This is a genomic window from Achromobacter kerstersii (assembly GCF_902859595.1).
Lineage (GTDB): Bacteria > Pseudomonadota > Gammaproteobacteria > Burkholderiales > Burkholderiaceae_B > Achromobacter > Achromobacter kerstersii.
Window position 1 is genome coordinate 662,026 of sequence record NZ_CADIJQ010000001.1, and the last position, 21,368, is coordinate 683,393.

Sequence of the window (21,368 nt, forward strand, 5' to 3'; positions counted from 1 at the left end):
ACGGAGCGCGCCATGAGCCGCACCCGTCACCCGTCCCTGGCGCACTGGGGCGCCTTCACCGCGCTTGTTGAAAACCAACGCGTCGTGGGCTGCGAGCCCTTTGGTCCGGACCCGTCTCCATCCCCCATGCTGGGGTCGATTGCCGAGATGCTGCATTCCCCTTTACGTATTCAGCGGCCGTCGGTGCGCAAGGGCTGGCTTGACGGCAACCGCGACCGCGAAGGCGATGAATACGTTGAAGTGTCTTGGGACCATGCGCTGGATCTGGTCGCGGGCGAACTGGCGCGCGTGCGCGCGCAACACGGGCCGGCGGGCATCTTTGGCGGGTCTTACGGCTGGTCATCGGCCGGGCGCGTGCACCATGCGCGCAGCCTGATCCGCCGCTTCCTGTTCCAGGGCGGCGGCTGCGTGGACCAGGTGGGCAACTACAGCTGGGGCGCGGCGCAATTCCTGCTGCCGCACGTGATTGGCACGACCAGCCCCGTCAGCGGCGACGTGACCGACTGGGAAAGCGTGCTGGCCCACACGCGCCACATCGTGGCGTTTGGCGGCATGCCAATCAAGAACAGCCAGGTCACTTCTGGCGGTGCGGGCCTGCACAACTTGCCCGGCTGGCTGGCGCGGGCGCAGGCGGTGGGCATCCGGCTCACCGTCATCAGCCCCACGCGCGCCGACATTCCCGACGGCATCGCGGCCGATTGGATTCCCATCCGGCCCAACACCGACACCGCGTTGATGCTGGCCATGGCGCACACGCTGTTGGCAGAAGGGCTGCACGACACCGCATTCCTGGCGCGCTACTGCGTGGGCGTGGATACCTGGGCCGGCTATCTGACGGGCGCGGCGGACGGGCAAGCCAAGGACGCCGCGTGGGCGTCAGGGATTTGCGGCGTGCCGGCGGATACCATCGTCGCCTTGGCCCGCAGCATCGCCACGCAGCGCAGCCTGTTGACGGCGGCGTGGTCGTTGCAGCGCGCGCAGCATGGCGAACAGCCGTATTGGGCGTTGATCGGTCTGGCGGCGTTGGCCGGTCAGATCGGCTTGCCTGGCGGCGGCTTTGCGTTTGGCCACGCGTCGCTGAACAGCATTGGCCAGCCGCGCAGGCAAGTGCCTGGCCCCGAAGTGCCTGTGCCAAAGAACCCCGCGCAACTGGCCATTCCGGTGGCGCGCATTAGCGACATGCTGCTGGCGCCGGGCGCCGAATATGAATTCAATGGCGCGCGCCACACGTATCCCGACATCAAGCTGATCTATTGGGCGGGTGGAAACCCGTTTCATCATCATCAGGACCAAAACCGCTTGCGCGACGCGTGGCGCAAACCGGAAACGGTGATCGTGCACGAATCCTGGTGGACGCCGCTGGCCCGCCGCGCCGATATCGTGCTGCCGGCCACGACCTCGCTTGAGCGTTGCGACGTGGGCGGTTCCGCGCGCGACCCTTATGTGTTCGCCATGCACCGGGCCGTGCCGCCGCAAGGCGAAGCGCGCAACGACTTCGATATCTTCGCCGAGCTCGCCCGGCGCGCGGGCTTTCATGACACGTACACGGCCGGGCGCGATGAAATGGGCTGGTGCCGGCACGTCTACGAAGGCATGCGGGGCGGCTGCGCCGAACGGGGCGTGGTGTTGCCGCCGTTCGACGAATTCTGGGCGCGCGGCCACGCTGAAATCCCGCCGCCCGACTCGCAGTACGTGCTGTTCGAAGCCTTCCGCCGCGACCCCGACGCGCATCGGCTGCGCACGCCCTCGGGCAAGATCGAACTCACCTCGGACGTGGTGGCGGGCTTTGGCTATGCCGATTGCCCGGGGCATCCCGTATGGCTGGCGCCGTCGGAATGGCTGGGCGCGGAAGCAGCCGGGCAATGGCCGCTGCACTTGCTGACGAACCAGCCGCGGCATCGGCTGCACAGCCAGCTGGACCCGGCCGCCTTGTCGCGCTCGGCCAAGATTCAGGGCTGCGAACCCATCGCCATGCATCCGGACGATGCCGCCGCGCGCGGCATTCAAGACGGCGGCGTGGTCCGGGTATTCAATGCGCGCGGGGCGTGCCTGGCGGGCGTGAAGCTGGACGCGAGCTTGATGCCGGGCGTGGTGGTGATGTCCACCGGCGCGTGGTCCGACCCGGAAGGCGACCTGGACCGCCATGGCAACCCCAATACCTTGACGGCGGACATCGGCACGTCGCGTCTGGCGCAAGGGCCCAGCGCGCAGACGGCGCTGGTGCAGGTGGAGCCTTACGCGGGGCCGGTCACGCCGCATCGCGCGTGGGAAAGCCCGGCGGTGCAGGCGGCATCGTAGTTGGCAAAGCGGGCAGCAGGCAGATACCAACACAGATGCCCACCCAGGCCGTGGCATAGCTAGGGAAGGGCGGGCGCGTCGCGTGCTTCGCCTTATGACTTGATGCGGTAGTCGGTTACCGCGTCAAGCATTTCCCAGGCATATGAATAGAACGGCACGTTCTGATTTCTCGCGGCAAACTCCGGATTCCTTATTTACCGACTGCGACATCGTGCCCCGCTGCGCATGTCCTTTGATCCGGAGTGCGCATGAACCGTACACGCTACCTGGGCTTGAGCCTGGCTCTGTCCGCGTCTGTTTTCACCGCCGCCCACGCGGCCGATATCACGCTGGCGCTGGGCACCGAGCCGTCCACGCTCGACCCGCAAACGGCGCAAGACGGTTCCGAGCGCGCCGTGTCGCGCAACATCTTCGAAACGCTGATCACGCGCACGCCCAAGGGTGAGCTGGTGCCGCAACTGGCCACCGCGCTGCCGCGCCAGACGGGCGCCGACAGCTGGGAAGTGACGCTGCGCCCCAACCTGAAATTCAGTGACGGCCAGGCGCTGGACGCCGCCGCCGTGGCCGCCAGCATCAACCGCATCGTCGACCCCAAGACCGCCTCGCGCCAGCGCCCGTTCTTCCTGGGCATCAAGCGCGCCGAAGCGGTCGACGCCGTGACAGTGCGCGTGCTGACCAATGGTGCTGACCCCGCCTTGCCCGCGCGGCTGTCGTGGCTGACCATCGTGTCGCCCACCGCGGCCGCCGACGGCAGCCTGGGCCAGAAGCCCGTGGGCAGCGGCCCCTATGTGTTGACGGAATGGGCCAAGGGCCAACGTATCGTCCTGTCGAAAAACCCCCATTACTGGAACCCGTCGTCCGTGGGCAACGTGGACCGCGCCACCTACCGCTTCGTGGCGGAGCCGGGCACGCGTTTGTCGGGCCTGCGGGCGGGCGACTTCGACTTCATCACCAATGTGTTGCCCGAAGACACCAAGCGGGTCGCCAAGGCCGTGACGCTGCAAGGCACCGACTTGCCCTTTGTGTCGCTGAACGCCTTGAAGGGCCTGACCAAAGACGTGCGCGTGCGCCAGGCGCTGAACTACGCGGTGGACAAGGAAGCCTTGGCCAAGGACTTGTACGGCGGCTACGCGGCCGTGTCGCACGGCCAGTTGCTGGCCCCGGGCTGGTTCGGCTATGACGCGAGCATCCAGCCGTATCCGTATGACCCGGCGCGCGCCACCGAGCTGCTGAAGGCCGCGGGCGCGTATGGCAAGTCCATTGACTTGGTTGCGCCGTCCGGCCGCTGGCTGAAAGACAAGGAATTGGCCGAGACCATTGCCGCCTATTGGGAAGCCGCCGGCCTGAAAGTGAATTTCCGCGTGCTGGCCTGGGCGGAATACCTGGACGCCATCAACAAGAACCGCGTGCCAACCGAAGCGCAGATCAGCAGCAGCCATTCCAACCAGCTGCTGGACGCCGACCGCACGCTTAGCGCCTACTACGCCGATGGCGGCGTGGCCGCGGCCAATGACAACGCCGAACTCAAGGGCCTGATCGATCAGGCGCGCCAGGAAGCGGACCCGGCCAAGCGCCAGGCCCTGTACTCCAAGGCGCTGAAGATTGGCCGCGACGAAGCCTATCTGGTGTTCCTGCTGGAAGGCGGAGAGATCTTCGGCCTGTCCAAGCGGATCGACTTCGCGCCGCGCGTCGATGGCCTGATTCCGGTGAAGGACATTCGTGTCGTCGAATAATCATGCCGGGCGCGGCTTGCCGCGCTTCTTGCTGGGCCGCTTGATGCAGGGGCTGCTGGTTGTGCTGGGTGTGACCACCATCGTGTTCATCGTGACGCGGCTGGTGGGCGACCCGGTGCAAGCCATGCTGCCGGTCGACGCCTCCGCCGCCGACCGCGCCGTGCTGGCGCAGGCACTCGGCATGGACGGCCCGATCTGGTCGCAATACCTGCACTATCTGCGCGACATCGCTTTGTTCGACTTCGGCAACTCCATCTGGCAGCAGCGTCCCGCCATGGACATCGTGCTGGAACGCCTGCCCGGCACGCTGACGCTGTGCGTGGGCGCATTGGGCGTGGCCATCGTGGCGGGCGTGCCGCTGGGCATCATCGCGGCGTTGCGGCCAGGGCAATGGGCGGATCGCTTGTCGGTGCTGTTGAGCCTGGGCGGCTTGTCGTTGCCGCAGTTCTGGCTGGGCCTGCTGCTGATCCTGTTGTTCGCGGTGACGTTGAATTGGTTGCCGTCGTCGGGCTCAGAGGCGCCAGGCAGCAGCGTGTTGCCCATGTTGACCTTGGCGCTGCCTGCGCTGGGCCGCATTGCGATGATGTTGCGATCCGCCTTGATCGATGAACTGAATTCGCTATACGTGCGCACCGCGCGCGCCAAGGGCCTGCGCCCGAGCCGCATCGTGCTCGTGCACGCCTTGCGCAATGCCGCCGTGCCCACGGTGGCGCTGCTGGGCTGGGAGTTCGCCGGCATGCTGGCCGGTCATACCGTCGTCGTGGAAACCGTATTCGCCTGGCCCGGCCTGGGCCAGACCGCCGTCCAGGCCATCGAGCGCCAAGACCTGGTGCTGTTGCAGGCCGTTGTCTTCTTCATTGCGTTCCTGATCGTGATCATCAATTTCTGTCTGGACATTCTGTACCGCCTGCTGGACCGGAGGATCGCGGTATGAGCACCGTTCCGGCATGGATGGGTGCGGCCGACGCTGCGCCCGCAACCGTTGCGCCGCGCGGCTGGCACGCGCTGTCGGACCGGCAGCGTGGCTGGGTTCTGGCCGCGGCACTGCTGGCCTTGCTGGCAGCCGTTGCGATTGTGCTGCCTTGGCTGGCGCCTTACGACCCCGCCGCCATCAAGCTGTCGGCGCGCTTGCGCCCACCTGTTTGGGAGGCGCGCGGCTCATGGGCCAATCTGCTGGGCACCGACAACCTGGGCCGCGACGTCTTCAGCCGCATCCTGCACGGGGCGCGCCTGTCCATCCTGATCGGCGCGGCCGTGGTGGCGGCGTCGGCATCGTTTGGCGTGCTGGTTGGTCTGATAGCGGGTTTTACTGGCGGCCGGGTCGACGCGGTGCTGATGCGCTGGGTAGACGTGCACGTGGCGTTTCCCGGCTTGTTGCTGTCGCTGGTCATCCTGGTGATTCTTGGGCCGGGACCCGGCACCGTGATCCTGGCGCTGGCCCTGAACGGCTGGATGGTTTATGCGCGCCAGATACGCAGCGTGGTGCTGTCCGTGCGCCAGCTTCCCTATATAGAAAGCGCCGAGATGGCGGGCGCGCGCGCCGGGCGCATCCTGTTTCGCCACATCCTGCCCAACCTGGCCGCACCGCTTATCACCTTGATGGTGCTGGAGTTTGCGCGGGTGGTGTTGGCGGAGGCCGCGCTGTCATTTCTGGGCGTGGGCGTGCAACCGCCCGCCGTGTCGTGGGGGCTGGACGTGGCCAATGGCCGTAACTATCTGACCAGCGCCTGGTGGCTGGCCACGTTTCCGGGGCTGTCCATTGCGTTGACGGTGTTGATCGTGAACGTAGCGGCCAGCCGCCTGCGGCTGGCGCTGGACCCGCGCGAACGCGAGAAAGACTTCGCCCGCCGCCTGATTGCGAAGGTGCGCCGATGAGCTCGACTCCCTTGCTGAGCGTGCGCGACCTGAGCGTCGAATTTCTGACCCGTCACGGCACCGTCAAAGCAGTCGACGGGGTGTCGTTTGACCTCTATGCCGGTGAAACGCTGGCGCTCGTCGGTGAAAGCGGTTCCGGCAAAAGCGCCTGTGCGCTCGCCTTGATGGGGCTGACCACCTTGCCCGGCCGCGTGGCGGGCGGCCAGGTGCGGTTCGATGGGCAAGACCTGCTGGCCGCGCCGCCGCGCGTGTTGGAAGACTTGCGCGGCAACCGCATCGCCATGGTGTTTCAAGACCCGATGAGCGCGCTGAACCCGCTGTTGACCATCGGCACGCAGATCGACGAGGTGCTGGTGCGCCACACGCCGTTGACCGCCACGCAGCGACGCGCCCGCATAATCGAACTTCTCGCGCAGGTCGGCATTCCCAAACCCGCCGAACGGCTGGACCGTCTGCCCCATGAGTTTTCGGGCGGCCAGCGTCAACGCATTCTGATCGCCATGGCGCTGGCCTGTGATCCGCAAATTCTGATCGCCGACGAACCCACGACGGCGCTGGACGTCACCATCCAGGCGCAGATTCTGGAGCTGCTCGCCCAGCTGAAACAGCGGCTGGGGCTGGCGATGCTGCTGGTCACGCACGACCTGGGCGTCGTCGCCAAGGTGGCCGATCGCGTCGCGGTCATGTATGCCGGCCGGCTGGTGGAACTGTCGGACGCCGACGCCTTGTACGCCGCACCCGCGCATCCCTACACCGCAGGGCTGCTGCGCGCGACGCCCCGGTTGACCGACACGCGCCGCCGCATGATCGCCATCGACGGCGTCCCGCCCGACCTGCGCCACCGCACCCGCCATTGCGACTTTGCCCCGCGTTGCCCCGGCGCCGACGCCGCCTGCGCCGAGCGCCCGGCCTTGCGAGACGTCGGCCAGGGCAGGGTGGCGGCCTGCGTGCGCCCCTTTACTCCGGTTTGGACCCAAGTGTCATGAGCGACGCGACTCCGTTGTTGCAGGCGCGCGATCTGCGCGTGCATTACCCCGTGCGCTCGGCCGGCTGGTTTGGCAAGCCGGTGCTGGCGCGCGCCGTGGATGGCGTATCGCTGGAACTGGCGCGTGGCGAGACGCTCGGCCTCGTCGGCGAATCCGGTTCCGGTAAAACCACGCTGGGCCGCGCCGTCTTGCGGCGCACGCCGCTCACCGGCGGCTCGCTGCATTTCAAAGGCGAAGACATCACCCATGCCGGCCGCGCGCAGCTGCGTGACTTGCGCCGCCACATGCAGCTGGTGTTTCAGGACCCGTCCACCAGCCTGAACCCCCGGCACACCGTCTTTGACGCCATCGCCGAACCGTTGATTGTGCATGGCTGGAGCGACGGCCGCGACGCCTTGCGCCGCCGCGTCGGTGAACTGATCGCCCAGGTCGGCCTGCCAGCGGATTCGGCGGAACGCTATCCGCATGCGTTCTCGGGCGGCCAGCGCCAACGCGTGGGCATCGCCCGCGCCTTGGCCATCCGGCCCGATCTGATCGTGGCGGACGAGCCGGTGTCGGCGCTGGACGTCTCGGTGCGCGCGCAGATCATCAACCTGTTTCAGGACTTGCAGCAAGAGCTGGGCCTGTCCTTCCTGCTGATTGCGCATGATCTGGCGGTGGTGCGGCACGTGTCGCACCGCATCGCCATCATGTATGCGGGGCAGGTGGTTGAGACCGGCGCACGCGACGACATCTACGAGCGTCCGCTGCATCCCTACACACGCGGGCTGCTCGCCGCCGTCCCCGAACCCGAACGCGGCCATAACCGGCCCGCGTACACCGTGGCGTCGGGTGAGCCGCCCAGCCCGATGTCGCCGCCATCCGGCTGCCGCTACCACCCGCGCTGCCCCTTGGCCGCCGAGCGCTGCCGTCTGGCCGCGCCGCCGCTGGAAACCCGCGCGTCCGGCCATGCCGTGGCGTGCTGGTTTGCCGACCCCATTCCTGCTACACCCTAACTCATCCCTTTTTGGAGAAACCCGTCATGTCCGTGCAAGCCTTAGCCCCCGTTGACGCCGCCGACGCCGCCGCCGTGCGCGCCTGGTTCAAGGAACTGTCCGACCACGTGCAGGCCGTGGACTACGCCGCCGCCCGCCACCTGTTCGCCGACGACTTCGTGGCGTTTGGCACCTACACCAACTTCGTCAGCGGCCGCGAACACGCCGAGAAGACGCAGTGGCGCAACGTCTGGTTCACCATCGACGACTTCATCTGGCGCCTGGACGACGTGCAAAGCTTCGTCTCGCCCGACCGCCTGTTCGCCGTAGGCCTGGCCGTGTGGGATTCCACCGGCTATCACCCAGACGGCAAACCCTTCGACCGCGTCGGCCGCGCCACGGTATCGTTCGCACGCGAAGCCGTGGGTGAGCCGTGGGTGGCGACGCACACGCATATGTCCTTGTTCCGCGATACCCCGAGCGTGTCGCATGGGAACAAGCCGGCGCGTAGTTGAAGGGGCTGAACCTTCCCGTCAGTTGTCGTCAGCCGGCGGCGACCAAGGCATGCCTTGGTCGTCGGTGCTGAGAAATTCGTCCAACGCCCGCTTGTCCGCCGCCGCCTTTTCGGGATTGCCAGGGCGGTCAAGCGCCGAAGGCGGTTTGGGCGCCACGGCGTTATGACGGAGGCGGATCGAGGCCAGCATCGCATCCCACACGGCGCCGGCTTCGGTGTCGGTCAGGGTGGCGTCTATGCGAGGCGGCGCGGGAGGCTGCTGCCAGAGTGGCACCGCGTACTTGTTGGGCACGAAGCGGGGAAGGGACCAGCGGACAAGGTCGGGCAACTGGCCTGGCTCAAGCGGTCGCCGTACCGCGCCACCGCCTCGTAAGCGGAGATGGATCGACGGTTGCACAAAGCTGGGCGTGTCGCGATAGCTCTGCGCGATAAATAGAAAAGCGTGATGATCGCCGTTGCGATAGCTGATGCCCCGTTGCTCGGACCGCATGCCAGCAAGCGTCAACGGCTTTGAACGCAGGACTGCGTAATGAAAGCGGCGCAAGAACCGCTTCTCTTGCTCGGCCATGTTCAGGTCTTCCTGCGGCTGAAGGGCGCTGATCCAGACCTCAAGCGCGATGTTTGAGGCGGGCGGGTAGAACTTCACGATGCCGAATTCCTGATCATGCCAGTCCCGGATGATGATGGGTCCCAGGCCGAAGCCGGGGCCGGCCTGAGAGGGGTCGGAGACGGTTGTGATGGTCTCTGCCAACGACTTCATTCGAGCTTCCACCGGCGCCATGACGTTCTTATAGGAGTGGGCTTTGATCAGGACGTAGACGTCGTCGACGAGCAGGTGAAGTTCGTGAGTGTGATAGTTCTTCTGTTCCGGCGTCCGGAAGTAGCGCAATAGGACCTGGGTCTTACTCAGTGCAATATTGGCCAGCAACATAGATCCACCCGCGTCATGATCGACCTGCTGAATCTGCAACGCCCTGTCCTTCAGCGCCTCAGCAAATCGTTGAGGCGTAACTTCTATGCCAAGCACCCTGACGTCGACGGTGTTGAAATCGGAGTCCAGGCCGTAGTACAGCGTGACGGTGCTGCCGGTGTTGAAAACCCAATCGGAAGGCAGGTCAATCAGGTGGCGGCCGAACATCCAGGTACGGGCAATGGTGTTCGGTTCGTTCACGGTCATTTCCTTGTTTTGAAAATTGGAGCTGCTGCTTCCCGAAATAAGGAAGAAGACGAGCGCTGCGGCGATGGTGATCGACCTCATGCCGGCTTTTCTGCTTGAGCCGCGACCTTCAGAATCCATTGCAGTGTGATCAGTTGAACCAATGAATCGCGGAAGGGACCTTCGTGATCGAAACCGCGCATTTGCAGTTGTTCGCGGACTTGGCCATTTCTGGCCTGTGCAATCGGCGCCCGGCCTGAGCTGGTGGGTACCGTGCCGTCGCCGGACCCATCCTGCATTTCGCAATGGAGTTCCCAATCGCTGTACTCAATTTCCACAGGTCTTGCGGTAGCAGCGAAGGGATTTCGCGGATCGTAGCCAATGGCGGCTTTCCCGCCGACATAGGCTGGAGTGCGGCCGTCGTATCGAACGCCTTCTGCGTGCATGTCCGCAAGGGTTTCCATCGAACGGCCGGCGACCGTTGACCCTGGTGATTGCAGTCCGGGTCGTATCGTCCACCGGATAGATTCAAAGCTCGGGTATTTCATATCCGAGCCATAGAACGCGTACGTGTTCGGATGGTAGTAGTGATTCAGCGCGTCGTGGAAGCGCCTTGCGCGTCCAACGTTGTGCTCAAAGTCCTTCCAGTCGATGGCAATACCCGCTTTGGGAGCGAGCCATGATTCGCGCACTAGCCCCCACCATCGCTTTCTTTCCAAGTAGATCGTTTCGTAAGGGCATTGCGTGGCCGACGGCCATTGCGACACGGCAGGAATTTCGCTGCCGCCATCCGTTCGCGTCAACTTGAGCCAGTTTGGTGTATAGCTGCGAGTCGGCAGTAATTGAAGGGCCCCTGGCGACTGGGCAAATACGGCTGTCACGTCCTGCCCACGACTACCAATGACAAGTGATGCTCCGAAACTTTCATCGCCCATCCCAACTTTGCAACGCCGGTAAGCGACAGGAGCTCCGTTGGTCGGCATCACCCCGTGGATGATTCCGCATATCGCGGCTTCCATGCCTGGTAGCGTGGCGCACATTCTGGCGATCAAGCCGCCCATGGAGTGAGTAAGCAATATGACTTGTTTGCAGCGGTCTCCATACTGATCAAGGATGGTATTGATCCTGTTCCTGAGCTTCTTCGCGGAATCCGTGTTCGACGCCAGCCAGTTATACCCAAACGCATGCACAGGCATATTGAATCTTGCCCCTGCGATCAAGTCATCGCTCATCAAGGGTTTGACGCCCGTCTCGTGACCTTCTCGGTCCAGGCCGTTCAATCCCGGCATGAAGACTTCCATACCGGGCTTCAGCCGGGGGTACGTCGCCTCAGGGTCCAGCCAGTGATCTGCTCCAAGTTCGAATGTGTAGTTCGCATGGCGCGGCACAGTAGGGGAGTTGAGCACGTGCTCCAGCCACAGCAGAAAGCGCTCGTAGCTGGTTTGGCCGACCTCGCCCCAGCCGCGTTCCCGATAGCGTTGCATCAGCGCGGCTTTGCGTTCGGCGGGAAGGAGCTGCCGGTTTTCCTGGACCATGCCGGAGGCGACTTGCGGTACGGCGCCCTGATTGTCGACTTCAACGCGGTCGGGATGCAGGACAGCTTGCCTTTGCCCAGCGCTTTGATTCACCCAGCGGGATAGCAGCTGTGTGGGGAGGCCCACAACGCCGTAGTCCAGGCGCCAGACAGATTCTGACGATTCACCATCATTTTCCGGAACCGACTTCAAATTACTTCCCATCACCCCCGGTATGAAAATCACGGGCAGAACCAGATCGGGGCCGATGCGAAGCTGCACGGGGTCGGTGATTTTGCAGTCGGTCAACGTCCAGGTGAAGCACTGCTGGCCTCGGGCGTCGTAGTGAGTCGGGGCGACGCGTGGTGGGCTTGTGGTGTTGGTCATGTGTTGTCGTGCCTCCATTCAATCAGGACGCCGTCCATCCGCATGTCTTGTTGCAGGGATAGAAAGCCCTCGCTATCGGTCTTTCCGGTAACGCGTCCGCCATCGCGGCGGATGAGGGTGTATTCCAGGTCGCGTGCCGGGGAGCCGTCCGACAGGGTGGCTCGGAAGCGGTCATCAAACGGCATCGCATCCCATGTGTTGAACTCGATCGACGCGCTGTTTGGCCCCGAAAAGTTGTGCTGTGCCGCCTTGACCGTAAAGGTGCCCGGCATGCCCAATTCAATGTTCCCATCGGCCATCTTGATATACGCCCCGCCGCAAAGCAGCGTGATGTGCTTGTCGGCGGCGATCAGCACGTGTTGTTTGCTGGACGTGAGCTCTGCGCTTTGGTCTGCCTGAATGCGGATGGTGTTGTGCTGCGCTTGCAGCAGCATTTCGCCTTGGTGGGCGATGTGGCGCAGGGCGCCGCCTTGAGAGAACAGCCCCATGTCGCCGCCTGCGTTGATGACGACTTTTTCGCCTGCGCTGATTTGCTGATTGCGCTGGGCGATGCTGTCGAGGTGTTCGCCTGCGCTTAAGGTCAGGCTGGCGGGTGTGGCGGCGGCGATGCCGCCAGGGGCGCTGAGCGCCATCGCGGCGTGGTCGCCTTGGCCTGCGCCGGCTGACTGATCATTTGCGCCGTGGCCTAGATCGCGCACGGCGTTGGTTAGCGACTGTTGGGGCTGAACGTCGTGTGCCACGCCTTCATGTTTGCCTGCGTAGTCGCCCAAGTTCCGAGCCAGTTCCAGCGCGGCTTCCAGTACCCCGACGATCTCTGAACGATCCAGCTGACCGCCCTTGGAACGCAGCTGCGCCTCGGTCGTCAGCAGCAACCCTTGCGCCGCACGCAACGCGCCATGTGCATCTGTGCGCAACTCAAACCCCTCACCGCGAGGCTCACCGCCCGCTGGCCTTGGGTGCGTCAGATATCCCAGATGCAGTTCAGACGCCCCGTGTTCACTCATCAACGCCGCGCTGATCTGCGCCGACGTGTCATCCAGCCGCAGTTCGTTCGCGCGGTTGCCCTTGTGTTCCTTGCTTTTGATGGTGTGCAGGATGTTGTGGCGGGGCAGTTCATACGGCGGAAGATTGGTGGCACGGTATGCCCGCGAAGTGATCAGCGGCTGGTCGGGGTCGCCATTCAGGAATTGCACGACCACTTCTTGGCCGATTCGCGGAATCGCCATATGCCCCCACTGCGCGCCCGCCCAGTTCTGCGACACCCGTATCCAGCAAGAGCTGTGTTCATCGTTCTCACCCCGCCGATCCCAGGGGAATTGCACCTTGACCCGGCCCCACTCGTCGCAAAAGATCTCTTCGTTTGGCGGGCCGACGACGGTGGCCATTTGCGGGCCGTCAATGCGGGGTTTAGGGCAGGGCTCGGGCTTCCAGTCGACTTTGTCGGGGACGAGTTCGGCGGTGTAGCCATACTGCGTGCCTTGCTCCGAACCGAAGCCATCCTCCTCCTGGCTCGCATGTTGCACACCATGGTGCTGCATGCGGACGGGGCGCCAGCCTTGGTTCCAGTCTTCTCGCGGGTGGCCAGTCAGGTCGAAGGCCACGCCGGGGATCAGGCGCGCGTCGTCGCCTTCGACGATGGCGATACGCGCGTCGCGGCGGTGGCCCAGCAAACGCGTTTGGGTGAACGGTTTGCCGGCTTCGTCGCGCTTGTAGCGGCCGGGATAGTCGTAGCGTTCGTAGCGGCGGTCTTGGTGCGCCAAGTCCGCGGCGACAGGCGAATGTTCTTGGCTGTAGCGCGGATGCGTGTACGTGTAGTCGCGCTGGGTTTGCACCGCAGTGCGCACGCGTTCGGCGTAGGTGAAGCGATGCAGCGCGGGCTCGGGCTGATCGCCGCCCGGCATCGGGTTGTAGAGAACCGGGCCGCCCGCGATCTCGCCATGGATGTAGATGCGGTCGCCGTGAATCAGGCGATGGCTTCTCTCGGTATGTTCGTAGCGGTAGAAATAGCCTTCTTCGGCGGCAAGCCTATCCAAGAACGCCAGATCGGTATCACCCGCCTGCACGCAGTATTCGCGCGGCAAGTGTTCATGCGTCGTGACCTGTTCATAGTCCGTGATGCCCTGGCGTTTGATGACATCCGCCATGATCTCCGGCACGGACAGCTGCTGGTAGATGCGCCAGTCGGAACAAAGCGCGGCGCGGGCCAGAGAAGGTTCAAGCACCGCCCGATAGCGGGTGCGGCGGAACCCGGTGCCGGCTTGTTCGAACTCGGTGACGTGGCCGTGCACATGGCGCACGGCCACGTCACCGCGCCAGATCGTGAATAACGCGGCTTGATCCAACAGCAAACCAAAATCCACCGCCGGATCGAAGCTGGACAGCTCGACGCTTAGCCGATAGGTCTCAGACAGCGCCTCATCCAGCGTGAACTCGATGACATCAAACGCCGCACCGTTGACGGGCGTGAAGCTGAAACGGTAGCCGCAAGGTCGGGACACCTGACGCTCCTCTTCTCGTTGTGCAAGATCCAACCGGGCATCTTGCACAACGGACGAAGGCGGCGTCCATTAGACGACTACGAAACTACGGAGCGCTTTCCTATGCAGCCAAATTGCGCTTCAGCGCTTGCACCAGGTCCGTCCTAGCCTCTTGCGCTTGGGGCAGCAGGCGCGTCATGCCGATGAAGCTGTGCGGCACGCCGGAGTACACGATGAAGTTGGGCGCAGCGCCGGTTGCGAACAGTTTGTTGGCCAGGTCTAGCGTGTCATCCAGCAGCGGGTCCAGCGCGGCGGCTTGCAGGATGAGGGGCGGCAGGCCGGCCACATCGGCGTGCAACGGGGCGACGCCGGGGTCGGTCAGTTGCGCGGCGTCCGTCACGTACTGCTGCCAGAACCAATCGAGTTTTTCCGTGGACAGGCCAAAGCGGCCGTCGCCAAAGGATTCGTGCGAAGGCGTGTCGCGGCGGGCGGACAGCATGCCGTAGATCACCACGCCGGTCTTGATGAAGACGTCGCCTTCGTCGCGCAGGCGTTGCAGGGCGGCCAGCGTCAGGTTGCCACCGGCGGACTCGCCACCCACGGCCAGGCGGGATGCGTCCAAGCCCAGCGACGGCGCCTGGTCACGCAGCCAGCGCAGCGCGCCCAGCACTTGTTCCAGCGCAACGGGGTAGCGGGCTTCGGGCGACAGGGCGTAAGACAGGCCCGCCGTGACGATGCCGGCTTCGGCCGCGATCTCGCGTTTCCAGCGGTCCAGCGTGTCCAGATCACCATGGGCGAAACCGCCGCCGTGCAGATGCAGGTACAGCGGCAGCGGCGCGTCCGTTGCGCCATCGGGGTAGTACAGGCGCAGCGTGGCGGGTACGGGAAGATGATCCAGCCGGTGTTCCACCACGCGCCCGACGGGCGGGGCGGGCTGGCTGAGCCATGCTTGATACGCGCGGCTTTTTTCGCGGGTCTCGGCAATGGGGGTGGTCAGCACGTTGGGCGTGCCCACGCCGTGCTGCTTGGCCAGCGCTTGGGCGGCCAGCACGTCGGGCGCCAGGGTGGGGGTGTGGGGTGCGTCACTCATGGGGGTTCCAGTGCTTGGGGTAGTGCTTGGGGTAGTGCTCGGAACCCGCCAGTATGACGCGGTTTGCGCTACGCGGCGAAATACGCGTTAGGCATATGCATCCAACCCGGCCAGAAAGCGCCGGATCGACCCGGTGTAGACGTCGGCGCGGTCTTTGCCTTTCCAGTCTTCAACCAGCGTGGCGTGCGGGGCCAGCCGGGCAATTTCCCGAGCGATCTCAACAGGATGCAGGATGTCGTTGCCCGCCAGAATCAATAAAGGCGTGCGCGTGGCGGCCACGGCTTCGCGGGTGACGCTGTAGACGAAGTCGCCATCGAAGAGGTTGGCGCGCAGCGCCTCCAGCGCCGCTTCGTCCACGCCGCCCTCACGCTGGCGCAGGCCGTCGGCCCAACTGTCGAAGGACTCGGCGCGGTTGGCGGCGTTGGCGGCCGATAGCCCGATGGGTTGTTGAAGAATGGCCGCGGTGACGCGGTCAGGCGCCAGTTCGCAGAGCTTCAATGCGAAGGATGCGCCGATGCACGAACCCAGCACATGGAAGCGTTCGATACCCAGGTGGTCGAGCAGCGCCAAGTGATCTTCGGCGTAGGTCTGCCAGCCATCAGTCGCGCGCAACGGTGCGGTCGAACGGCCGGCGTTGCGTTGGTCCATGGCGATGCAGCGGAAGTTTGACGAGAACGCGGCGATGGGGTCCGGGTAGTCGCGCGGCTTGCCATCGCGCGTGACGCGCCAGAGTTCCACATGCGACAGCAGGCCGCCGGGCGCCAGCATCAGCAGCGGATGGCCGTGGCCATGGGTTTCGTAATAAAGGCGGGCGTCGGCCACGTGAGCAATAGGCATGACAGGGCAGGGGTTTAGTTGACAGAGACACCGGCCTGCTGGAGCAGGGCGGGAAATTTCAGGGCGTCGCTGGCGATGCGGTGCGCGAAGTCGGCGGACGATCCCCCGATGGCTTCGAAGCCTTGTGCGCGCAAGCGCTCCCGAAAGGCCGGCTCGTTCAGCGCGGTACTGACCGACACGCCGATGCGTTGCACGACGTCAGGCGCGGTGCCAGCGGGCGCCAGCATGCCGAACCAGCCCGAGCCGCTGTCCAGGTCCAGGCCGGCTTCGCGGGCGGTGGGCACGTCGCCAATGATGGGGCTGCGTTCGGCTTGCAGCACGGCCAGGCCGCGCAGCTTGCCGGTGCGGATCAGGTTGGCGGCGGCAGGCACGGCGACGATGGCGGCATCGGTCTCGCCCGCCAGCAACGCCACGACGGCGGGGCCTGCGCCTTTGTACGGCACATGCAGCAGCGTGTCGGGATACAGGCCTTGCAAGCGCGCCAACGCCAGATGATTGCTGTTGCCGTAGCCGGGCGTGCCCACGTTGACCAGCCGCTGGGCGCCCAATTTGCGCAAGCCGGCGATGTCGTGGATGGGCGAATCGGCGCGCACGACGATCACGGGCGGCGTCACCGCCACGATGCCAACCGGCGCAAAGCTGCGCACGGCGTCGTAGTTCACGTTGTTCTTGAATAGCGTCTGGTTGGCCACGAGCATGTCGCCGGTGAGCAGCAACGTGTAGCCATCGGGCTCGGCGCGCGCCACCATTTCGGACGCGATGTTGCCGCCGGCGCCCGCGCGGTTTTCCACGATGACGGGCACGTTCCATTGCGCGCCCAGCTGTTCCGCCAAGCCGCGGCCCAACGCGTCCATTGCGCCGCCGGGTGACAAGGGCAACACCAGCCGGACGGGCTTGTCAGGAAAGGCGGCCTGCGCGCCTTGCGCGGCAAAGCCGATGAAGAGGGCGGCCGCGGCCAGGGCGTGCCGCATCCAAGCGCGGGGAGTCATAGGGGTTTCCAGTGTCAGGGAGAACCCCAAATCCTAAGCAGTCACCGCGCGCGGTTGAACGATGGTTTTCGCATTTGGATAGTTGGAATGCGATGCGCAGGTGCAACGCGCGGCCATCTTGGCGCTATCATCGTTTCGATTCCCGCCCAACCGAACCCCTCTTGGATACCCCTGGCATGAATGACCGTCTGCACCAGACGCTGCTGCGCTTTGACCATTACAACGGCGCGGACCCGAACCTGTTTACGTGGCAGGGCGAGACCTGTCCGCAGGAATTATTTCTGGCGCAGAAGCTGCATGAGTGGGTGCTGAAACTGGCGCCGGATGCGTCCGAACCGCTGGTGCTGGCATCCCGGTGCCAGCATATCGGACGATGGGAAATTGCCCGCAACAGCTATCCCGAAGGGCGTGTCGCTTATCTGACGTGGCGTAAGGCGCTGGCCCGGCACCACGCGGGCATTGCCGAAGGCATCATGCGCGACACGGGGTACGCGGACGACGTGATCGACCGCGTCAGAACGATCGTGATGAAGCAGGGCATCAAGCAGGACGCGGATGTGCAGACGATGGAGAACGCGCTGTGCCTGGTGTTCTTGCAATATCAGTACGAGGCCTTTCATCCCGCGCACGCGGAGAAGATCGTTGATATCTTGAAAAAGTCATTGCTGAAGATGGACGCGGCGGGCCACAAGTGGGCGCTGACGCTGCCGTATTCCCCGATCGGGATGGCCTATATAGAGCAAGCCTTGCGGCCTTGAACGCACGAGCAAAAACCCGGCCTGCGAAGCCTCGCAGGCCGGGTTTTTGTTGTTCCACACAGTGCCGTGAAACGCGGCGCCGCAGCAGAATCAGGTGGGCGTGTCCGAGGAAGATTCAGCCGGGGTTTCAGCCGAAGCTTGATCCGCGCCTTGCGCCTTCTTTTGCTCGGAGGCATCCGAAGCCGGTGCATCAGCCGCCGGCACGTCGGCCACCGGCACGTCCGCTACCGTCACGTCCGCTACCGGCATGTCCGCTACCGGCGCTTGAGCCGCCACGGGTGCATCGGCATTCACGGCAGGTGCGGCAACGTCAGCCGCAGCAGCCACAGCAACGTCAGCACCCGCAGCCGGCGCAGCGGCGCCAGCTGCCGCGGCGGCTTCCGCCTTCTTGGCCTTGTTGCGGGCGGCGGCGTTTTTCGACGCGCTGCGCGACGCCATGCGCTTGGCATGCTTGGCTTCGTTGGCGGTGACGGCGCCCGAGGGTTCGCCGTTCAGGTCCACGCGCGGCGCGTCTTCGACCATACAAGCCCAGTAGCGGCGGCCATCACACCAGGTCTTGACCGCTTCCTTGATCTGCGCTTCGTCCAGTTGCAGGGCTTGGGCATGTTGCACCAGGTCTGCCAGCACGCCCAGCTTCAGCGGAAGCTTCGGCGCGGGATTCTTGGGGAAGGCTTTGGGAAACTGGCGTTGCAGGCGCGAGATTGCGACGACGACGGGGTCGACGGGCGTGTCGCGGCGCTCAGCACGCTGCGGACGCTGGCCACGGTCCTTGTCGCCGCCTTGCGGACGGGCGCCTTTCTCGCCTTGCGGGCGCGGGCCCTTGCCGGCATTTGCCGAGCGAGGTCCTTTACCGCCGCCTTGCGGACGCGATTCTTTCTTGGGGGTAGGCTCTTCGGGCGCCTGCTTGGTAATCAATGCCCGGATCGCGGCTAACTGTTCTAGTCCCATGTGCTACACAAAAAAAAGGTTGAGGCCGTGAGCATCAGCGCTCCGGCGGCTATCCCGACAGCACGACAAGCAGTGCCAGGGACAAAAGAATGCCGAACGCGGCCAGGGCAAACGGCAGTAGTAGAACATACACGCTGCGTTCCTGCCCTTGGCCGTGGGCCAAACCGGCCGCAATCGACATTCTGACAGGTGAAAAAATGCCCATGGCCGTACCGGAAACGTGTAACAGCGCAGCCGCTGCCGGTACGTTCAAGCCCGCGTGAAGCGCTAATGATAGCTGGGAAGGCATGAACAGGCTGTTGGGCGCGTTGCCGCTGTTGGCCAGAATACCAAACGCGCCGGCCAAGAGGGGCGTGATGAGGATGGTCCAGTCTTGCAGTGTTGCAAAAAGACCATCGGCATAGGCTTGTGAAATACCGGCGCCCGCCAGCACTTCGGCCATCATCGCAAACAGGAAGACGGACATGACGGCGTGGCGGCCGGTTTTCCACGAGGCGCGTGCCTGGGCCGCCAAGGCGCGCGGCTGGCGGCGCCAGACTGCCATGGCGAGCGCGCCCGCAATCAGCCAGCTGCCCGCGTGCAGGAAAGGCATCCAGGCGGGCAGGTCGGCAAAGGGCCGGATGTCAGCCAACGCGCCCAGCGCGTGGTTCAGCGCCGGGACGAGGCGCGTAGCGACCAGGCAGGCAATCACCAGGATATAAGGCAGCGCACGGCGGGCCGCGGCCAGCAACTGATTGCGATCGGGCCGGCGGTCCATCACGAAACGCAGCACGATCAAGGGGCCGTAGGCGGCCAGCAGCGCGGTCTCGGGGCCAAGCACGGCGGTGGCGGCGCTGAGCAGGCCCAGGCTGGCCGCCATCCACACGGCTTCGCGCCGGTGCTCGGCCGCGTCCGCACGCAAGCCCGCATGGCGCGCCGTGCGCCAGTACAGCAGCATCCACACCACCATCAGCAAGGCCACGGCCACCATGCTGTAGAGCGCCAGCTGGGCAGCCGGCACGCGCGCATAGGCGGACGCCAGCAAGGTGCCGCTGCCCATCGCACCCCAAGGGATCAGCGTCTGACTCAGCAAGGCGAACACCATGATGTCGCGCGGCTTCAAGCCCAGCGGACGAATCAGCAGCACCGTGCCCAGCATGCCCACGCCAAACCCCGTGGCGGATTCCGCAAAGGGGCCGATCAGAAAACAGGCGAAGAACAAGCGGCGGCGGCGGGCGAGCGGGTCGTTCAGTTCTGCGTGGCCGGCGGTGGCCTGCGTGGACGAATGTTCCGGCGCGTGGCCGTGGGACGCCATCTGCCAGAACAGCAAGCCGCCCAGGATGTACGGGGTAATGATCCAGCCGATCCACAGCCCGCGTTCGAGCGTCACCGCCAATTGCGCGCCGCTGAATGGCGCGGGCGCGGCGAAAAGCGCAATGGGCACGGCGGCGCACAGGCCCAGCACGGCGGCTATCGTGGTGTTCACGCGCCCGCTGGCAATGGCGGCAATCACCGTCAGGGCGGGCAGGGACCACAGCAGGTAGCTCATCATGGCGGGCGCGGGGGTGGAACTTATTGGGCGGCGGTCTTCGCCGGCGAGCGCAGCACGATCTGCGTAATTTCCGAGGGGCGGCCCAGGCGCACCGGGAAACCCGGCCACAAGCCCGTGCCATTGCTGACATACAAACGCATGCCGTCGACCTGATACTCGCCCGACACATAGCCTTCGTTAGCCAGCTGCGTCAGCAGGTGCGGCCCCAGGATCTGGCCGCCATGCGTATGGCCAGATAGTTGCAGGCCGGCCCCGGCCTGCGCATTACGCACCGCGCCGATAGGGCGATGGCTCAGCAGGATGACCGGGTCGGTGGCCGGCACGCCGTCCATCGCGCGCGCCACATCAGGTTCCAGCTGCCCATAGGCCGCCGCCATCTTGTCGGTGATGCCGGCCAGCACCAGCCGCTGGCCGTTGGGGGTGAGCGTTACGTGTTCGTTCAGCAGCAGGCGCAGGCCCAGCTTTTCGAAAGCGGGCAGCCAACGCTGGTACTCGGCGTAGTACTCGTGGTTGCCCGGAATGGCATAGACGCCGTAGCGGGCGCGCAGCGCTTGCAGCGGCAGCACATCGGCGGCGCGTGCATCGGTGGTGCCGTCGACCAGATCGCCCGTGATCACGATCAGATCCGGGTTCAAGCCATTCGTCTTCGTGACGACGGCTTCCATCCACGGCGCTTCCAGCAAGCGGCTGGCGTGCAGGTCGGTCAGTTGCACCAGACGGAAGCCGTCGAGTTCGGGCGGCAGCTTGGGCAACGCAATTTCCAGCGTCTTCACATCAGGCACGCGCACGGCTTGCCAGACGCCAATGGCCGACAGCACGACCGAGGCGACCGCCGCGCCGACGCCCCAACCGCGCGCAGCCCACAGCCGCTTGCCGCGCACACGTGAGAACAGGTACACCACCGAGCCCGCCACATCGCGCGCCAGCAGCAGCATCGCCAACAGCAGCAGGCTGCCGAACAGCCAGCCCAGCACCATCAACAGCGTGCCGGGAATCTCGGGCGAGGCCATGGAGCCGAACAGGTTGCGCGTCACCAAGTGGTGCTCGGCGGCGGCCATCAGCAAGACAGACAGCAAGAGCTTGCTGGTTCTGGATAAGGACAGGGGCAGAACGAAACGCCAAATGACGTAGAGACTGATCAGTCCCGTGAAGACATGGAACACGCGGAGATTCCTACGGAGAGCGGCTATGAAGAGAACAGCGGGGCCGGAGCCAGCGACATTATGCCGGGCGGCTTGTGACGCGGCCGGGTAAACCCGCTGCGCGTAGGGACAAATTGGCGGGGCGGTTGACGTCGTAAA

Annotated in this window: 17 protein-coding genes; 8 read left to right on the plus strand and 9 right to left on the minus strand. The window is 65.0% G+C overall.

Features of this window, described 5'->3' with window-relative positions; all coding sequences use genetic code 11:
- Positions 1 to 12 precede the first annotated feature (12 nt).
- The 7 genes from HV765_RS02890 (at position 13) to HV765_RS02920 (ending at position 8,381) form a co-directional block, all read left to right on the plus strand.
- Complete coding sequence (locus HV765_RS02890; RefSeq protein ID WP_175168714.1) at positions 13 to 2,298, plus strand: molybdopterin-dependent oxidoreductase; 2,286 nt, start codon at positions 13 to 15, stop codon at positions 2,296 to 2,298.
- 248 nt (positions 2,299 to 2,546) lie between these two features.
- Complete coding sequence (locus HV765_RS02895; protein ID WP_175168715.1) at positions 2,547 to 4,031, plus strand: ABC transporter substrate-binding protein; 1,485 nt, start codon at positions 2,547 to 2,549, stop codon at positions 4,029 to 4,031.
- Positions 4,018 to 4,965 (plus strand): ABC transporter permease, encoded by a 948-nt coding sequence (locus tag HV765_RS02900; RefSeq protein WP_245636445.1) that lies wholly within the window; start codon positions 4,018 to 4,020, stop codon positions 4,963 to 4,965. The genes HV765_RS02895 and HV765_RS02900 overlap by 14 nt, the downstream gene beginning before the upstream one ends.
- Complete coding sequence (locus HV765_RS02905; RefSeq protein ID WP_254600414.1) at positions 4,962 to 5,906, plus strand: ABC transporter permease; 945 nt, start codon at positions 4,962 to 4,964, stop codon at positions 5,904 to 5,906. The genes HV765_RS02900 and HV765_RS02905 overlap by 4 nt, the downstream gene beginning before the upstream one ends.
- Complete coding sequence (locus HV765_RS02910) at positions 5,903 to 6,892, plus strand: ABC transporter ATP-binding protein (protein ID WP_175168716.1); 990 nt, start codon at positions 5,903 to 5,905, stop codon at positions 6,890 to 6,892. Before HV765_RS02905 ends, HV765_RS02910 begins: the two co-directional genes overlap by 4 nt.
- A complete protein-coding gene (locus HV765_RS02915) occupies positions 6,889 to 7,887 on the plus strand; it encodes an ABC transporter ATP-binding protein (protein ID WP_254600415.1) in 999 nt (332 codons plus the stop codon). Before HV765_RS02910 ends, HV765_RS02915 begins: the two co-directional genes overlap by 4 nt.
- A 26-nt stretch (positions 7,888 to 7,913) precedes the next feature.
- Positions 7,914 to 8,381, plus strand: a complete 468-nt coding sequence (locus HV765_RS02920) for a YybH family protein (RefSeq protein WP_006225881.1) — start codon at positions 7,914 to 7,916, stop codon at positions 8,379 to 8,381.
- 18 nt (positions 8,382 to 8,399) lie between these two features.
- Here HV765_RS02920 and HV765_RS02925 read toward each other — a convergent pair whose 3' ends face one another.
- From HV765_RS02925 to HV765_RS02950, 6 genes are all read right to left on the minus strand, one after another.
- Positions 8,400 to 9,638 carry a T6SS immunity protein Tli4 family protein gene (locus HV765_RS02925; RefSeq protein ID WP_175168717.1) on the minus strand — a complete coding sequence of 413 codons (1,239 nt, stop codon included), beginning with the start codon at positions 9,636 to 9,638 and terminating at the stop codon, positions 8,400 to 8,402.
- Entirely contained in the window at positions 9,635 to 11,437 is a 1,803-nt protein-coding gene (locus HV765_RS02930; RefSeq protein ID WP_175168718.1) for an alpha/beta hydrolase, read from the minus strand. The genes HV765_RS02925 and HV765_RS02930 overlap by 4 nt, the downstream gene beginning before the upstream one ends.
- Positions 11,434 to 13,935 carry a type VI secretion system Vgr family protein gene (locus HV765_RS02935; protein ID WP_175168719.1) on the minus strand — a complete coding sequence of 834 codons (2,502 nt, stop codon included), beginning with the start codon at positions 13,933 to 13,935 and terminating at the stop codon, positions 11,434 to 11,436. Before HV765_RS02935 ends, HV765_RS02930 begins: the two co-directional genes overlap by 4 nt.
- Positions 13,936 to 14,035: 100 nt before the next feature.
- Positions 14,036 to 15,004: an alpha/beta hydrolase gene (locus tag HV765_RS02940; protein WP_175168720.1), complete on the minus strand. Its 969-nt coding sequence runs from the start codon at positions 15,002 to 15,004 to the stop codon at positions 14,036 to 14,038.
- Positions 15,005 to 15,091: 87 nt separating this feature from the next.
- A complete protein-coding gene (locus tag HV765_RS02945) occupies positions 15,092 to 15,841 on the minus strand; it encodes an alpha/beta fold hydrolase (protein WP_175168721.1) in 750 nt (249 codons plus the stop codon).
- Between the two features lie 14 nt (positions 15,842 to 15,855).
- Positions 15,856 to 16,830: a tripartite tricarboxylate transporter substrate binding protein gene (locus HV765_RS02950; RefSeq protein ID WP_175168722.1), complete on the minus strand. Its 975-nt coding sequence runs from the start codon at positions 16,828 to 16,830 to the stop codon at positions 15,856 to 15,858.
- A 176-nt stretch (positions 16,831 to 17,006) separates the two neighbouring features.
- Here HV765_RS02950 and HV765_RS02955 point away from each other — a divergent pair, with 176 nt between their 5' ends.
- Positions 17,007 to 17,588, plus strand: a complete 582-nt coding sequence (locus tag HV765_RS02955) for a DUF4202 domain-containing protein (protein ID WP_054426795.1) — start codon at positions 17,007 to 17,009, stop codon at positions 17,586 to 17,588.
- Positions 17,589 to 17,678: 90 nt separating this feature from the next.
- Here HV765_RS02955 and HV765_RS02960 read toward each other — a convergent pair whose 3' ends face one another.
- From HV765_RS02960 to HV765_RS02970, 3 genes are read right to left on the minus strand one after another with little or no spacing between them, the layout of a single operon-like run.
- Positions 17,679 to 18,536 (minus strand): ProQ/FinO family protein, encoded by an 858-nt coding sequence (locus HV765_RS02960; protein WP_254600416.1) that lies wholly within the window; start codon positions 18,534 to 18,536, stop codon positions 17,679 to 17,681.
- Positions 18,537 to 18,585: 49 nt separating this feature from the next.
- Entirely contained in the window at positions 18,586 to 20,067 is a 1,482-nt protein-coding gene (locus HV765_RS02965; RefSeq protein ID WP_254600417.1) for a lactate permease LctP family transporter, read from the minus strand.
- Positions 20,068 to 20,087: 20 nt separating this feature from the next.
- Positions 20,088 to 21,230 carry a metallophosphoesterase gene (locus HV765_RS02970; RefSeq protein ID WP_175168723.1) on the minus strand — a complete coding sequence of 381 codons (1,143 nt, stop codon included), beginning with the start codon at positions 21,228 to 21,230 and terminating at the stop codon, positions 20,088 to 20,090.
- Positions 21,231 to 21,368 lie beyond the last annotated feature (138 nt).

What these genes read in the sequence shown, in the direction of transcription:
- HV765_RS02915 (WP_254600415.1), top strand. Translation starts at nt 6,889, where the DNA reads ATGAGCGACGCGACTCCGTTGTTGCAGGCGCGCGATCTGCGCGTGCAT.
- HV765_RS02910 (WP_175168716.1), top strand. Translation starts at nt 5,903, where the DNA reads ATGAGCTCGACTCCCTTGCTGAGCGTGCGCGACCTGAGCGTCGAATTT.
- HV765_RS02930 (WP_175168718.1), bottom strand. Translation starts at nt 11,437, where the DNA reads ATGACCAACACCACAAGCCCACCACGCGTCGCCCCGACTCACTACGAC.
- HV765_RS02890 (WP_175168714.1), top strand. Translation starts at nt 13, where the DNA reads ATGAGCCGCACCCGTCACCCGTCCCTGGCGCACTGGGGCGCCTTCACC.
- HV765_RS02895 (WP_175168715.1), top strand. Translation starts at nt 2,547, where the DNA reads ATGAACCGTACACGCTACCTGGGCTTGAGCCTGGCTCTGTCCGCGTCT.
- HV765_RS02940 (WP_175168720.1), bottom strand. Translation starts at nt 15,004, where the DNA reads ATGAGTGACGCACCCCACACCCCCACCCTGGCGCCCGACGTGCTGGCC.
- HV765_RS02955 (WP_054426795.1), top strand. Translation starts at nt 17,007, where the DNA reads ATGAATGACCGTCTGCACCAGACGCTGCTGCGCTTTGACCATTACAAC.
- HV765_RS02905 (WP_254600414.1), top strand. Translation starts at nt 4,962, where the DNA reads ATGAGCACCGTTCCGGCATGGATGGGTGCGGCCGACGCTGCGCCCGCA.
- HV765_RS02965 (WP_254600417.1), bottom strand. Translation starts at nt 20,067, where the DNA reads ATGATGAGCTACCTGCTGTGGTCCCTGCCCGCCCTGACGGTGATTGCC.
- HV765_RS02960 (WP_254600416.1), bottom strand. Translation starts at nt 18,536, where the DNA reads ATGGGACTAGAACAGTTAGCCGCGATCCGGGCATTGATTACCAAGCAG.
- HV765_RS02945 (WP_175168721.1), bottom strand. Translation starts at nt 15,841, where the DNA reads ATGCCTATTGCTCACGTGGCCGACGCCCGCCTTTATTACGAAACCCAT.
- HV765_RS02950 (WP_175168722.1), bottom strand. Translation starts at nt 16,830, where the DNA reads ATGACTCCCCGCGCTTGGATGCGGCACGCCCTGGCCGCGGCCGCCCTC.
- HV765_RS02920 (WP_006225881.1), top strand. Translation starts at nt 7,914, where the DNA reads ATGTCCGTGCAAGCCTTAGCCCCCGTTGACGCCGCCGACGCCGCCGCC.
- HV765_RS02925 (WP_175168717.1), bottom strand. Translation starts at nt 9,638, where the DNA reads ATGAGGTCGATCACCATCGCCGCAGCGCTCGTCTTCTTCCTTATTTCG.